Genomic DNA, 14,495 nt, shown 5'->3' with positions numbered 1-14,495 from the left:
TCCTCGTTCGGGCGGAAATGGGTCGATCGGTTTGCGGGTGCGTGAATCACTCATGTCGCGTACTCAGATGCGCAGCTTCGCTTCGACAAAGAACGTGCGGCCCGGATACGGGTGATAGACGAAGTAGCGCGCGTCGAACAGGTTGTCGACGCCGATGCCTACTTCGCTGAGCTTCGTCGGCCTGAAGGTGAACTTCGCGTCCGCCACCGTGTACGAACTGGTGCCGCCGAATACATCCGGATTGGTGTCGGTATTGGTGAGGGTGTTGTACTGACGCCCCGAATAGCGCGCGGCAAGCGTGAGCGCCGAGCGTTCGTCGAAGTGATAGGTCGCCGCGACATCCGCGCGCCACAGCGGAATCCGATAAAAGTACTTGCCGACCGTAGCCGGGTTCTGCGCGTTGGCGATGATCTTCGACTGCGTGTAAGCCACGCTCGCCAGAAGGTCCAGTCCGCGCACCAGCACGTCCTGTCCCGAGTAGCTCGTTTCGACGCCGCGCGAGCGGACCTTGCCGATGTTCTGGAAGTTCGTCACGTTGGGAATCACGGTCGTGTCGGTCTGGCTGAAGATCGTGTTCTTCACGTCGTCCTGAAACAGCGAGAAGCGGAACACGCCGTTCCAGTGCGCCCATTCCGCGCTCAGTTCTTTCGACAGATCGTCCTCGGGTTTTAGGTTCGGATTGTTGTTGACGATCGACGAGCCGTTGATTTGCCCCTGGAACAATTCGCTGACGGTCGGAAAGCGGTACGCCCGGCCGATGGAAGCGCGCAAGGTCAGATCGTCGCTCACGTCGAACGACAGCGAGGCTTTCGGCGAGAAGTGACGCTGGCTCGCATCGCTGAACGCAATGGTCTGGCCGGGCAGCGACTGCGATCCGTCATAGGCTTGCCAGTCTTCATAGCGCACGCCGTAGACGAGCTTCCAGCGCGGCAGAAAACGCCATGCGTCCTGCGCGTACAGCGCCTGGGTCTGCGTCTTGCCGACGAACGCGTTGGCAAACGAGGCCGCGTCACCGTCGCGCCAGTTCAGCGTGTTGTAGCTCTGGTTGTCGAGAAAGTAGTTGTCGTAGTGATAGCCGAAGCTCAGTGCGTGATTCGCGAGACCGGCTTGCGTGGTCGCAGGCGTGTAGGTGCTGCGCAGATCGAACGTTTTCCAGCCGGTGCCGTCGCCGAAGATGACCGTGCCCGGACCATTGCCCGGCGCGCCTGCAATTGCCGTGCGCGCCACGCTATTGCCGATGTCGTAGTACGAGGCAATCGCTTCGCCGTTCCAGCCGGTGGCGTTGCGCGTTTTCAGCGACACGCCGTATAGCCAGTTCTCGCTGTGGCCGAGACTCGGCGCGAACGCGGCAGCGGGAATCGTGTACCGGTAGCCGCCGATCGACACCGTGCCGCTGTATACGGCGTTGCCGTTCGCATCGCGCAGGAAGCTCGATGTCTGACTGTCGTAGGTCTGGTGCCAGTAGCCGAGCGTGAAGCCCGCCTGCAGCGTCGGCGTGAAGTCGTACTGCATCTTCAGCTTGAGCTGGTCCTGCACCGTGTGCTCGATGCCTTCGCCGTTCACACCCAGTACGGCGGTCGGCGTATTGGTCTGGTTGTTGTAGAAATACGCGCCGGTCACGGGCGTGTCGCCGGGTTTCGCGGGCGTGCGAGATTGCGCGAGCGTGGCGAATTGCAGCGGCTGGCTGGTGTTCTCCAGATGGTTCGCGCCGAGCAGATACGAGAACTTGCCGACCCGGTCGCCGATCGACGCGCTCATTTCGCTGCCGTTGAAATTCCGGTTCACGCCGTACAGGCTGAAGTGCTGAGTGAACGCCTTGACGTCCGCGTTGGCTTCGAATTGCTTCGGCATGCGCGTGCTGATGAGCACCGTCGCGCCGAGCGAGTTGCCCGGATACAGCGCGGAAAACGGCCCGTAGATCACATCGACCTGCTCGATCTCATCGGGATAGACCATCGACCAGCGCGGCGCAAACGTAAAGCTGTTGCCGAGCAGGTTGGAAAGCAGCAGGCCGTCTGCATACACCAGACCGCGCGCGCTTTGCGAGTTGCTGGTGCCGCGCACGGCGATAAGCGAATTCAGATCGCCGATGAAGCGCTTGCGCACCGCGAGGTTCGGCATGTACTTCAGCACGTCCTCGGTGTTGACGACGTTCCAGTTGTCGAACTGCTCGCGGGTGACGGTTTCGACGGACGCAGGCAGGTTCGGATCGACGGCGCGCGGCGAGGCGCTCGCGCTTGCGGTGACGCTCACCGCGGGCAGCGTGGCGTCGGTGGCCGAGTTGTCGGCGTGGGCGGGCGACGAGACGAAGGCCGGCACGAACGCCGGAATCAGCGCGGGCCAATACGCTGGAAAAAGCGGCTGGGCTAGCCGTCGAAACGGGACGCCGCGAGCGTCACGGCGGACGCAAAAGGGCAGCCTTCGCAGGGCGAAGTTGAACATGAACGTTTCCTTGATGCATTGAACAGGCGATCGCGCGCCCCCTCGACGGGTGCGACGAATGCGCGATCAGGACCGGCAGCGATCAGGAAACGACAGGTGGGGCTCTGGGGCGTCCAGACGGGAACGCGCCGAGTGGCGTGAAGCGGGTGGAGAGCGCGGGCGGCGCGGTGCCGGCGAGCGCGAGAGCGGCAGGCGGCTCGACGGCGGCGATCGTCGGCATCGCGACGTGATGTTGGAGCAGATGACAGTAGCCGCACGCGCCGAATGCATCGTCGTGGCTTAGATGCACCGGCTCCGCAGCGGCGTGCGCGACGAGACCCGCCTCGCTCGCGCCGGACGGCTGCAGTGCCGAACAGAGCGCGGCAATGGGCTCGTGCGCGCGGCTCGACATCAGCATCTGACTCGCGAGCGGCGCGAACACGACGAGCCACATGGCGAACAGGCCAAGCCATGCGGTCATGCGGTTGCGGGATCGTAGCGTCATGATGGTCGGGATAAAGGCGGGGCGATTCTAACATTGCCGCACGATCTTTTCTCGCGTGATGCCGGTTATAGCGGTGGATTAGACGGCTAAAAGCCGCTCATTTCTCCGCGTTGGAACCACCTTGAATCCCTTAAGCTGCGTGGTGAAATGCCGATCGCACCGACGGCGCCGACCCCACTCGCCAGGACTCATGACGCTCACGCAAACGCTTGCCTCTCCGATAGCCGACCTCAACCAGCGGGCTGTCGCGTTATGTTCGGCCGGACAGTTCGGCGAGGCATTGACGATGGTGACGCCGTGGCTCGACGACGCCACGCTGCCGAACGACGCGCGGGCCGACTCGCTGAATATCGCCGGCGCGTGTTGTTTCGCGCTGCGCAACATGACCGATGCCGAAAGCCATTGGCGCCACTGTCTGCGCGTCAAGCCCGACTACGCCGACGTGTACGGCAGCCTTGGCTCGCTGTTCCAGTCGCTCGGGCGCCTGTCCGCGGCGAAGGCGATGTATCGGCAACTGGTCGCGCTGCGGCCCGATCACGCCGCCGCTCATCACCATCTCGGCAACGTGCTCTACGGACTCGGCTACAAGGACGAAGCCGAGGCGTCGTATCGCCAGGCGGTGACGCTGCGCTCCGACTATGCGGAAGCGCACTACAACCACGGCATCCTGCTGTGCGATCTGCGCCGCCCGCATGAAGCCGAAGCCGCTTTTCGCCGGGCGCTGCCCGTACTGCAAAACCACCCCGAGGTGCACAACAACCTCGGCAACGTGCTGGTGGCGCTCGGCCGTATCGAGGAGGCCGACGCGGCGTACCGTCAAGCGTTGACCCTGCGCCCGCAGTATCCGGAAGCGCTGAATAACCTCGGCGGAGTACTCAGGGCGGTTCAACGGCTGACGGAAGCCGAACTGGCCTTCCGCCTTGCGCTGACCGTACGGCCCGACTATGCGGAGGCCCATCTGAACCTGGGCGCGGTGCTGGTGGACCTCGCGCGTCTGCCGGAAGCCGAAGCGGCTTACCGCGAAGCGATCGCGTGCCGCCCCGACTACGCCGAGGCGCACTACAACCTCGGCATCGCGCTGTTCGGGCAGGAGCGTTTCGACGACGCCGAGCAGGCCTATCGTGAAGCGATTCGTTGCCAGCCCGGGATTGCGCACGCGCATAACAACCTCGGCTGCGTACTCCGCGTGCTCGACCGTTTCCCCGAAGCGCTCGATGCGTTTCAACACGCGCTCGACGTGTGTCCCGAGATGGCCGAAGCGCATTCCAATCTCGGCAGCGCGTTCGCACAGCTCAGGCGCTTGCCCGAGGCAGAAAGCGCGTACCGCCGGGCGCTCGCATTGCGCGCCGATTACGGCGACGCGCGCTTCGGCCTGGCCGGACTGCTGCTCGGCATGGGCCGCTTCGAGGAGGGCTGGGCGCTGTACGAGTGCCGCTACGAGCAGCCCGCGTTCGTCCATCGCAGGACCCGCGCCATGCTCGGTTGTCCGCAGTGGCTGGGCGGTCCGCTCGTCGGCAAGTCGCTGCTGGTCTGGCAGGAAGACGGCCTCGGCGACATGCTTCAATTCAGCCGCTACTTCGCGTTGCTGAAAGCGCAAGGGGTCGCGCATATCGCCTTCGCGTGCGCGCCGGCGCTGCATCGGCTGATGGCCCGGGTGGACGGCGTCGATGCCGTGCTCGATCACACCAGCGCGCAGGCGCGCGCTTCGGATTACGACTGCTGGACGAGTCTGTTGAGCGCGCCGCTGTATCTGCACACTACCATCGATACGATTCCGCGCGCGGTGCAGCTCACGCTCGAGCCCGCACTCGTCGAGCAATGGCGGCCGGCGTTGAACGCGCTGCCGCCCGGCCGCAAGATCGGTCTGGTGTGGAAGGGCAACGCGAAACACCATAACGACGCGAACCGCTCGATGGCTTCGCTGGCGACGCTCGCGCCGCTCTGGAGCGTACCGGGTCTGGGTTTTGTGAGTCTGCAAAAAGGGCAGGGCGAAGACGATGCGCACAATCCGCCCGCCGCTCAACCCCTGCTCGATCTCGGTACAAAGGTGACGGATTTCGCGGACAGCGCCGCGATCATCGCGCAACTCGATCTGGTGATTTGCGTGGATACGTCCATCGCGCATCTGGCCGCATCGCTCGGCAAGCCATGCTGGGTGATGCTGCCTGAGAGAGATGTGGACTGGCGCTGGATGCACGAGCGCGACGATTCACCGTGGTATCCGCACACGCTGCGCCTGTTTCGCCGCGCGCCGGGTGAGGACTGGGCGGCGTCGGTCGAGCGGGTGAGGCAGGCGTGCGTCGAGCGGTTCGGCGCCGCTATGCTTCGCTCACCTGCATATGGTATAGCCCCCACGGAGACAGATCGAAGCGCTCCTTGAGAGGCTTGGCCGACAGCTGCGGGATATTGTCCGCATCGAAGATCGCCCATAAGAGCCCCAAGCCGCCGAGCGGCAGCGGCTTGCCGTCCATCTGCGTGGCGACGATGAAGCGATACGCGCGCACTGTGTCGAGTGTCGTCATCACCGCATAGCCGTCGACCGCGTGCAGCAGGACTTGCGTGCTGCCCGCACCTGGCGCGCCGACGTGGTCGAGCACGTCGGTGAGCAACGGGCCGCTGAACGTGTGCTGGCGCGAGTCGTATTCGATGGTGGGCTTGATCGTCACGGCCTTCATGCCGGCGAGCAATGACAGATCGACGCCATATGCCTGCGAGAACTTCACCTGATGCTTGGCGAGCAACTGGTCGAATGCCGGATCGAGCGCGCCGCGATTGTGGCGCTTGATCGCGCCGGAGATCGTCAGGATCACCGGCGCGCTCGCGCAGCTTTCGCTGTGCACGCGCTTCGCGCCGAACGCGGGCGCGGCCGTTGCGCTCAATACCGCCGCGCGAGTCAGGAATTGGCGTTTATTCATTTGCATATGCTCCGGGCGTCATTAAGGGGCGGCGTGGTCGGCCACGCCAGCGCGCCCTATATTGTCGGAGCAATGCCACCGTTTGTGTCGCGGCCACGCTTTATATATGGCAAGGATTCCATATCTTCTTTGCGCGTGCCGTGTCATCTGCCTGTCGCAATGCCTGCGCGTCTTCGCAGGTCGGTGACGAAGTCGTGCGATCGAATCGTTCGCGCTAGGCCGACACGATCGACATGGAAAACCCATCCCATCCTTTGATGCCGACCGTTTGCACGGCAGTCGAGTCGAGTTGCGGATTCGTCGCAAGCAGCCTGAAATATTCATGCAAGCCGACGACGTCGGGATCGGTGCTTTTCTGATCCGCGATGCGGCCTCCACGAATCACGTTGTCGCCCACGATCAGCGTGCCGGGTTGGCTGAGTTGCAGCGACAGGCGCAGATAATCCGGATAGTTCTTCTTGTCGGCGTCGAGAAAAATCATGTCGAAAGGTTCGACGCCATCGGTGACGAACTTCGCGAGTGTTTGCGCGGCAGCGCCCATCACAATCGAGACGATGCCCGACAAACCTGCTCGCTCGACGTTGGCCCGCGCCACCGCCGCGTTGTCCGGATTCATTTCGAGCGAGATCAGGCGGCCGCCGGTCGGCAGCGCGCGCGCCAGCCAGATCGTGTTGTAGCCGCCCAGCGTGCCGACTTCGAGAATGCGCCGCGCGCCGCGCAGCTTCGCCAGCAGGTGCAGCAGCTTGCCCTGGTTAGGCGCCACGTTGATCGGCGGCAGACCGGCCGCGGCACTCGCGTCCAGCACTGCATCGAGCACGGCATCGGGCGCCAGCAACCGGCTCGTCAGAAATTCGTCCATCGCGTCCCATTGTTTCTGAGTCATCGTCTCACCCTGCTTGTCGATTTGGAGGTGCTTGTATGTTTGTAGCAGAAAAGCGCAATGGGCATTGATCCGCAGTGCATGCTCGCGCTGCAGTATTTGGCCGATAAGCAAATGCGATGGCATTGCACGCTGCTTTAAGTGTTCCCAGAACACGTCCAAATCCTACAATAGTGGCTGGCACACAGCAAAAACGGGTGGCTTGAAATGACACACGGCGCGACGTTCCGCACGACCTTGCGGCGCTTTGACGGCGCAACCGGCATCTCCTCTTCTCCGCGGGAAGCGCGGCGATGAGCGGGCCGACTCGCATCGCCTCGATCGCTTTCATCGGCTTCGGCGAGGCCGGCGGGATACTCGGCGCGGCGCTTGCCGCGAAAGGCGTGCAGGTGTCGATGTTCGATCTGCGGCGCGATGTTCTTCGCGACAGGGCGCTGGCCGCGGGCGTTCGTGTCGCCGACACATTGCAAAGCGCGCTCCACGGCGCGCAAGTCGTCGTCTCGGCGGTGACCGCGCAAGCCGATCTCGACGTGGCGCAAGAGGTCGCTCGCTGCATCGAGACGCAGCAGGTGGTCCTCGATATCAACTCGGTCTCGCCGCACACCAAACAGCACGCGCAGGCTTGCATCGAAGGCGCGGGCGCGCGCTACGTCGAGGCTGCCGTGATGGCGCCCGTGCCGCCCTATGGTCTCGCGGTGCCGATGCTGCTGGGCGGCGCTGACGCCGCCCGCCTCGCGCCCATGCTCAACGCGTTGGGCTTCGATGCGCGAGCGGTGTCGGAGAAGGTCGGTGTGGCATCGGCCGCCAAGATGTGCCGCAGCGTGATGATCAAGGGCATCGAAGCGTTGACCGTGGAATGTCTGCGCGCCGCGCGGCACTACGATGCGGAGTCGATCGTGCTGGCCTCGCTCGCGCAGACGTTCGGCAAAATGCGCGATGACGCCGACGTGCCCGGCTATCTGGTCAGCCGCGTCGCCGAACATGGACGCCGGCGCGCGGCGGAAATGCGCGAAGTTTCGCAGACGCTGCAGGAGGCCGGTATCACGCCGTTCATGAGCGATGCGTGCGCGCGTTTGCAGGACGGCATCGTGGATGCGATGCAGGCGGGCGGCATCGACTACGGCGCGCTGCCCACGCCGTTCGACTGGCGCGCTTTCTTCGACGAGCTGCCGGACTAGATGCGCTGGGCGCCGTCGTGCGCGGCGCTCATGTCGAACTGATGGTGACGGTGCGCGTCACGTCGACCACCGACAGCCGGATCGCGTCGATCAACGCACGCGCGGCCGGCGACGGCGTGCCCGCCGCGCGCACGGTCAGGCCGATGTCGCGCCGCGTGTTGTGCAGTTGCACGTCGAGCACCACCAGTTGCCCGGAGCGAACCTCGTGATGCAATTGCTGCGCCGACAGCGCCGCCAGCATGTCGGTGCCCAGCAGCAGGCCGCGTATCACCGCGAGGTCGGCGGTCTCGACCGTGGGCAGCGGCGGCTTGACTTTCATCCGCTTGAATTGCGCTTCGAACAGCCCGCGCGCCGGCGAGTTGCTGCGCGGCAGAATCCACTGCGCGTCGCGCAAGCCCATGATGGTGAGGCTCTGCTCGCGGGTCAGCGGATGATCGCGGCGCACCAGCACCACCATGTCTTCCGACATCAGGCGCTCGTTCTTCAGGCCGCTCGACGCGTCGTTGTCGCGCAGCGCACCGAGGATGAAGTCGATGTCGCCGGCGCGCAGGCCCGCCACCAGCGTCTCGTAGGAGCTTTCGTCAGTGACCACGCGCACGCCCGGATTCTCCGAGCTCATGCGCGCAATCGCTTTGGGCAGGATCAGCGTGCGCCCGAGCGGCAATGCGCCGACCGTCACGAGACCTTGAATCTTGCCGTGCAACGCGGCGATATCGTCGGGCACGTGCCGCAATTCGTTCAATGCACGGCGCACGTGCAGCAGAAACGTTTCGCCTTCAGTGGTGAGCAGAATCCCGCGCGGGCTGCGGTGAAAGAGGCTTAAGCCCGAGCCGCTTTCCAGCACGCGAATCGCGGTACTCACCGCGGGCTGGCTGATGCCGAAAGTCTTCGCCGCGCTCGGCATATGCCGGTGCCGCGCGAGTGCCGCGAACAGTTGCAGTCGCCGTGTGTTCAGCAGATAGGCGGGCAATGCGCCTTCCGCTGACGGCCGGCGGCGCGCCTGGCGCGCGGCGCACCACTGCGCGACCTCTTCCAGTTCCGCGAAAATCCGCTCGCAACGATGCAGCACCGCGCGCCCGACCGGCGTCGGCAGCATGCCCGACGGGCCGCGGTCGAACAGCGGCTCGCCGAGCGCCGACTCCAGTTCCTGCACCGATCGCGTGACCGCCGATTGCGCGCGAAACAGCGCGGCCGCGGCGCGCGTCGCGCTGCCCATCTCGGCGACGAGGCGGAACGCGCGCAGTTGCGCGAGGTTGAGCAGGTCCTTGCTGTTGACGGACGACGGCGCTTTGACAGGCGCCGCGTTGCTGGCGAGAGATGTGTTGTCGCTCGTCATGCGGCACCCGCGATCAGATGCAGCGACGGCAGCGACAGGTTCAGGCTTTCCTTCGAGATGTGCGTGTGTTCCTTCATCAACGCTTCCACGCGCGCGCCTTCGCCTTTTTTCAGCGCATCCGCAATCGCGTGATGCTGGCGATGCGCGTACATCAGCATCATGAACTGGCGCTCGCGCGCGGCTTCGTCGAAGGCGATCGTGAAGGGCGACACGAACGGGATCTTGTCGTTCAGGCTCAACGCGGCCGAGACCGCCACGTTCTGCGCGGCGTCGACGATCAGCGCGTGAAAGCGGCCGTTCATCTGCGCATAGCGTACATCGTCGCCGGGTTGCAGTTGCCGCTGGTTGAAGATGTCGTCGCCTTCGCGCAGGCAATCGTCGAGCGCCGCGGCCAGCGCCGCGCCCACGCCGCATTCGGCGACCGAGCGCGCCGCGAGTCCTTCGAGCACGCCGCGCACGTCGATCGCGTTCAGCACGTCACGCACGCTGAAGCGGCGCACCACATAGCCACGCCCCCCGGAGCGGTCCAGCAAGCCTTCCGACGACAGCACGCTCAGCGCATAACGCAGCGGCGTGCGCGACACGCCGAGCCATTGCGCGAGTTGGGCTTCCACGAGACGCTGGCCGGGCGATAGCTCGCCGGCCAGGATCTTCTCGCGCAATGTCTGAACAATGGCCTGCTGGGTCGTCTCGTTCATCGTCATGTACTCGTCCGGAGGACCGAAGTATAGCCATGCGCGCAGCGCCGCACCACGCCTTCAAACGCTGCTTGCGACTTCTTTTCCGGGTCATCTGTTTTGTTTATCGCCATCTGACGGCAGCGGGGCGCGGCCAAAGCACGCGAAGGCGGCTCGGGATACCGACGGAGCCATACGCCAGGCGGCTTGCAGCGCTGTGCCGCACCCCGCGCAGCGGCGATGGACGCCGTTTCAGCCCATTACCCTACGGTCGACTGAGGTTTACCCGCACTTCCTGTCCGACGGCACAATTCCTATCTTTGTATCCCAAGATGGTCGCGCTGGCTATGTCGCTGTTCACGACGACCTATCCGATTGGCGCGCGGCACGAAGTAACGGAAGACTACGAATATGGCAAGGATCATTGGCGGCATCGGCACCTCGCATGTGCCCACTATCGGCATGGCGTACGACAAGGGCAAGCAGAACGATCCCGCGTGGGCGCCCCTCTTCAAAGGCTACGAGCCGGTTGCGAAATGGCTCGCGGACCGCAAGCCCGACGTGATGGTGATGTTCTACAACGATCACGCCAACAGCTTCTTCTTCGACTGCTATCCGACCTTCGCGCTGGGCGTGTCGGCCAGCCATGAATTCGCGGATGAAGGCGCGGGCAAGCGTCCGTTGCCGGACATCGCCGGCCATCCCGATCTGGCGATTCACATCGCCGAGCAGATGGTCGCCGACGAGTTCGATCTGACGATCTTCCAGGACCGGCCGCTCGACCACGGCTGCAATTCGCCGCTCTCGCTGATGTTGCCGCACGACGGCGGCTGGCCGATGTCGCTGGTGCCGCTGGAAGTCAACGTGCTGCAGTACCCGCTGCCCACCGCGAACCGCTGCTACCGGCTCGGCCAGGCGCTGCGTCGCGCGATCGAATCGTTCGAGCAGGATCTGGACGTGGTGGTGGTCGGCACGGGCGGCCTCTCGCACCAGGTGCACGGCGAGCGCAGCGGCTTTAACAACACCGAGTGGGACATGGAGTTCCTCGACCTGATCGTCAACGACCCGCAGCGTCTCGCGGCGATGAAGCATGTCGACTACGTGCGCCTGGGCGGCGCGGAAAGCGTCGAGACGATCATGTGGCTCGCGATGCGCGGCGCACTCGGTCCGAAGGTCCGCGAACTGCATCGCAACTACTACCTCGCGACCAGCACCGCGATGGCCGTGACGATCTATGAAGACGAGGTGGCGCAATGAATCCGCAACTGATCGGCGTCGAAGAACTGACCGGCACGTATCCGTTCGACATTCGCCAGAGCATGAAGGCGATGCGCCTGAACCGCTTCTTCTGGCAGATGCGCGAAGCGCCGGCGCGCCAGCTGTGGCTGGAAAACCGCAGCGCCGCGTATGACGCGGCCCGGCTCACGCCGCAAGAGCGCACGCTGGTCGACAACACCGACTGGATCGGCCTGATCCGCTATGGCGTGTGCTTCTTCGTGCTCGAAAAATTCGCTCGCGTGGTGAAGATCACGAACCTCGGCATGTACGCCAGCATGCGCGGCGAAACGCTCGAAGCGTTCCTGAAGACACGCAGGGTGCCTGACGCGGTGTAAGCGCGTTCGACCCCGCCGGGCCGCCCGGCGGGTTTTCACTTCGATACCAACAAGACCCCGGATTCGATCGAAATCCGGGGCGGGAAAATATTTTCTCGGAGACACGCATGACGTTCGCACACCTTCTCGAGTCGTTCATCGACGCGCGCCGGGCGCCGCGTTGCCGGCGGCTCGTCTTTGCTTTGTGTTCTCCCATTCGCGCTTTCGAAGAAACGCCGCTGCCACGCAGCGCGCCGCGTTTCGAGGTCAGCCCGCTGACTGAATCCTGAATCCGCGCGCGGCAAAGTCACGCGAGTTCGCGTGACCGCTTGCCGCGTGCGCCCTGTCGTATGAGAAGTGTGTTTCGAGGAGAGCAGACATGAGCGGCAATTTCGGCATGAGCGGAACGGAACTCGGCAAGAGTTTGAGATCGATGGATTCCGAGTCGCCCGGCTGCAAGGCGACCTTGCGCGCCGGGGTGATCGGCGGACTGGTCGGCGCGGTGGTGATCTGGATTTACGAGGCGCTGGTGTGGGTCGGCGCGCAGCATCTGATGCCGCTCGCCGGCATTCCGCGCAACGCGACCGGTCTCGTGTTTGGCAAGCACGTGCAGGAGTCGCTCGGCATTTGGGCGTACGTCGTGGGCACTGGCATTCACTTCGTGTTCGCGGCGGCGTGGGGGGTGCTGTTCGCGGCAATCTGGCCTTACTTTCGCCGACGCGGTTATGAGGCGACGCTGATCGCGTTGTTCTACGCGGTGATCGCGTGGATCGTCATGCACGTGGCGATCATGATCGCGTCGGACAACCACCCGAACTACTACGACCCGGCAGTGATTATCGGCGGCTTCATGTCGCACATCTTTTTTACCGTGCCGCTGGCTTTGACCGTCAAACGGCTGTTGCATCCCCAGCGGTACTAACGCAAAGGGTTCGGCGCACCGCGGGGTGTGGCGCAGAAGAAAAAGTATTTCAACGAGACGTAAAACCTGGAGATCCTAAGAATGATTAAAAGTATCAGACGAGTCGACGCGGTGTTGTTCGGCGCAGCGATGGCTGCCGCCTTGCCTGCTTTCGCTCAAAGCAGCGTGACGCTGTACGGCATCGTCGATAACGGCCTGTCCTACACCAACAACCAGGCGTCGCTCGGCGCGACCAGCGGCGGCAAATCGGCGGTCAAGATGACCCCCGGCGTGTGGGCGGGCAGCCGCTTCGGCCTGAAGGGTGCGGAGGATCTGGGCGGCGGCACGAAGGCGATCTTCCAGCTCGAATCCGGCTTCAATTCGGCCACCGGCGCGCAGCAATACACCAATGCGATGTTCGGCCGCCAGGCCTGGGTCGGCGTGACCAACGCGACCTACGGTACGTTGACGGCGGGCCGCCAGTACGCGTCGTATTACCAGATGCTCTCGCCCTATAGCCCGACGACCTGGCTCACCGGCTATTACGGCGCGCACCCGGGCGATATCGACGGCCTCGATACGATTTACCGTACGAACAACACGCTGGAGTACACGTCGCCGAAACTCTTCGGTCTGACGGTCAGCGGCTCGTATTCGCTGGGCGGCGTGCCGGGCAGCTTCAACCGCGGCTCGACGTGGGCGACCGGCGCGCAGTATGCGCTGGGTCCGGTCGGCTTCGCGGTCGGCTTCTCGCGGATCAACAACTCGACCCTCGGCGGCGGCACGTGGGGCGCGGATTCGACCACCACGAACGGCGGCGCGCAGATCGGCGTGTCCGCGCTGACCAACGGCTATCAGACCGCACAGGCGCAACAGCGCTTCGCGGTGGGCGGCGGCTACACATTCAACAGCGCATGGGACGTGACGGCGACGTATTCGAACGTGCAGTACATTCCGGGCACGGGTTCGAAGTTCCACGACACGGCGATCTTCAACACGGGCGGCCTCGTGCTGCACTGGAAGCCGGCCACGGCGTTGGACCTCGGCGCGGGCTACAGCTACACCCGCGCGACGCGCGCGAACGGTATCGACGACAACGCGCAGTACCACCAGTTCAACCTCTCCGAGTACTACTCGCTGTCCAAGCGCACGGGGTTGTATGCGCTGCAGGCTTATCAGAAGGCGAAGGGCAAGACGCTCGGCACCAATGGCGCAGGGCAGATCATCGACGCTACGGCGACGCTCGGCGACGGCTACAACACGACGCCGTCTTCTTCGGGCAGCCAGTTCGCGTTTGGCGTGGGTATCATTCACCGCTTCTGATTTGAGTTTCGTGTAGTGAGTGAAGCCGGGTTCTTCGAGCCCGGCTTTTTTGTTGGTGTCATCTGCGTGGGTGCCGGCTTCATCGAGGAGAGCACGGCTCGATCGATTCAAACCTATTACATGGGAGGTAATTGGCGAGCCTCTTCGCCGCGCCTAGTCTTCGGTTGTCGCGCAGTTCATCTCGAGCCGCGCTCACTATCGAGGACACATCATGTCGACATTCCAGATTTACGCCACCGACTCCGCGCCGGACCAATCCAAACCGGTATTGCGGCAACTTCAGCAGACCTTCGGCTTCATCCCCAATATTGCGGGAGTCATGGCTGCATCGCCCGTTCTGATCGACGCTTTCCTGAGTCTGTTCCAGAAGGTCCATGCAGGCACTTTCACGGAAGCACAAATCCAGACCCTGCTGCTGACGAACGCAGTGACCAACGCGTGTTCATGGGCGGTCGCGTTTCACACAGCGTTGGCGCTGAACGAAGGGCTTGAACCCGCCGACGTCGACGCGATTCGCGCGGGTAGGGCTCCCGAGCAGCGCCAACATGCGGCGCTATCGATGCTGACGAAAACGTCGATCGAAAAGCGTGGCCATCTCGACGAGCGCGACGTGAACGCGTTTCTCGAAGCCGGTTTCCGGCGCGACCAGGTGTTCGAAGTGCTTGCCGTCGCAGCTGCGTCGACGATTACGAACTACGTCGGCAATATCGCGCAGCCGCCCTTGGAGCCGCAGTTTCAGGTGCACGCCTGGAGTGCCTGAGGCTTTT

14 protein-coding genes are annotated in these 14,495 nt (G+C 64.0%); 8 read left to right on the top strand and 6 right to left on the bottom strand.

The window, feature by feature from the left end; translation table 11 throughout:
• Positions 1-63: 63 nt before the first annotated feature.
• A complete protein-coding gene (locus tag FVF58_RS23750; protein WP_149672274.1) occupies positions 64-2,442 on the bottom strand; it encodes a TonB-dependent receptor in 2,379 nt (792 codons plus the stop codon).
• An 82-nt stretch (positions 2,443-2,524) separates the two neighbouring features.
• Positions 2,525-2,926, bottom strand: a complete 402-nt coding sequence (locus FVF58_RS23745) for a DUF2946 domain-containing protein (RefSeq protein WP_149672273.1) — start codon at positions 2,924-2,926, stop codon at positions 2,525-2,527.
• A 190-nt stretch (positions 2,927-3,116) separates the two neighbouring features.
• Between FVF58_RS23745 and FVF58_RS23740 the strand changes: the two genes are divergently transcribed.
• Positions 3,117-5,306, top strand: a complete 2,190-nt coding sequence (locus tag FVF58_RS23740) for a tetratricopeptide repeat protein (protein WP_149672272.1) — start codon at positions 3,117-3,119, stop codon at positions 5,304-5,306.
• Here the strand turns inward: FVF58_RS23740 and FVF58_RS23735 are convergent.
• Together FVF58_RS23735 and FVF58_RS23730 are read right to left on the bottom strand one after the other, a co-directional pair.
• Positions 5,245-5,841: a putative pterin-binding protein gene (locus FVF58_RS23735; RefSeq protein ID WP_149672271.1), complete on the bottom strand. Its 597-nt coding sequence runs from the start codon at positions 5,839-5,841 to the stop codon at positions 5,245-5,247. The two genes, FVF58_RS23740 and FVF58_RS23735, sit on opposite strands and share 62 nt — an antisense overlap.
• A 214-nt stretch (positions 5,842-6,055) precedes the next feature.
• Positions 6,056-6,724 (bottom strand): O-methyltransferase, encoded by a 669-nt coding sequence (locus FVF58_RS23730; RefSeq protein WP_149672270.1) that lies wholly within the window; start codon positions 6,722-6,724, stop codon positions 6,056-6,058.
• Between the two features lie 290 nt (positions 6,725-7,014).
• Here FVF58_RS23730 and FVF58_RS23725 point away from each other — a divergent pair, with 290 nt between their 5' ends.
• The gene (locus FVF58_RS23725; protein WP_149672269.1) at positions 7,015-7,899 is read left to right on the top strand and encodes an NAD(P)-dependent oxidoreductase; all 885 of its coding nucleotides are present in this window, start codon (positions 7,015-7,017) and stop codon (positions 7,897-7,899) included.
• A gap of 28 nt (positions 7,900-7,927) precedes the next feature.
• On the opposite strand, the gene FVF58_RS23720 is transcribed toward FVF58_RS23725, so the two are convergent.
• A complete protein-coding gene (locus FVF58_RS23720; protein WP_149672268.1) occupies positions 7,928-9,235 on the bottom strand; it encodes a LysR family transcriptional regulator in 1,308 nt (435 codons plus the stop codon).
• Positions 9,232-9,933 carry a GntR family transcriptional regulator gene (locus FVF58_RS23715; protein WP_149672267.1) on the bottom strand — a complete coding sequence of 234 codons (702 nt, stop codon included), beginning with the start codon at positions 9,931-9,933 and terminating at the stop codon, positions 9,232-9,234. The genes FVF58_RS23720 and FVF58_RS23715 overlap by 4 nt, the downstream gene beginning before the upstream one ends.
• Positions 9,934-10,323: 390 nt before the next feature.
• On the opposite strand from FVF58_RS23715, the gene FVF58_RS23710 reads away from it, so the two are divergent.
• The 6 genes from FVF58_RS23710 (at position 10,324) to FVF58_RS23690 (ending at position 14,488) form a co-directional block, all read left to right on the top strand.
• The gene (locus FVF58_RS23710) at positions 10,324-11,169 is read left to right on the top strand and encodes a gallate dioxygenase (RefSeq protein ID WP_149672266.1); all 846 of its coding nucleotides are present in this window, start codon (positions 10,324-10,326) and stop codon (positions 11,167-11,169) included.
• Entirely contained in the window at positions 11,166-11,525 is a 360-nt protein-coding gene (locus tag FVF58_RS23705; protein ID WP_149672265.1) for a protocatechuate 3,4-dioxygenase, read from the top strand. The genes FVF58_RS23710 and FVF58_RS23705 overlap by 4 nt, the downstream gene beginning before the upstream one ends.
• A 107-nt stretch (positions 11,526-11,632) precedes the next feature.
• A complete protein-coding gene (locus FVF58_RS51575; protein WP_188130914.1) occupies positions 11,633-11,794 on the top strand; it encodes a hypothetical protein in 162 nt (53 codons plus the stop codon).
• An 89-nt stretch (positions 11,795-11,883) separates the two neighbouring features.
• Positions 11,884-12,426, top strand: a complete 543-nt coding sequence (locus tag FVF58_RS23700) for a hypothetical protein (RefSeq protein WP_149672264.1) — start codon at positions 11,884-11,886, stop codon at positions 12,424-12,426.
• 81 nt (positions 12,427-12,507) lie between these two features.
• Positions 12,508-13,728 carry a porin gene (locus FVF58_RS23695; RefSeq protein ID WP_149672263.1) on the top strand — a complete coding sequence of 407 codons (1,221 nt, stop codon included), beginning with the start codon at positions 12,508-12,510 and terminating at the stop codon, positions 13,726-13,728.
• Positions 13,729-13,939: 211 nt separating this feature from the next.
• Positions 13,940-14,488, top strand: coding sequence for a carboxymuconolactone decarboxylase family protein (locus FVF58_RS23690; RefSeq protein WP_149672262.1), 549 nt, complete (start codon positions 13,940-13,942; stop codon positions 14,486-14,488).
• Positions 14,489-14,495: the final 7 nt, after the last annotated feature.

This window comes from Paraburkholderia panacisoli (assembly GCF_008369935.1).
Classification (GTDB): Bacteria; Pseudomonadota; Gammaproteobacteria; order Burkholderiales; family Burkholderiaceae; genus Paraburkholderia; species Paraburkholderia panacisoli.
Note: the sequence above shows the minus strand (reverse complement) of the source record. Positions and strands in the feature narration are given on the sequence as shown.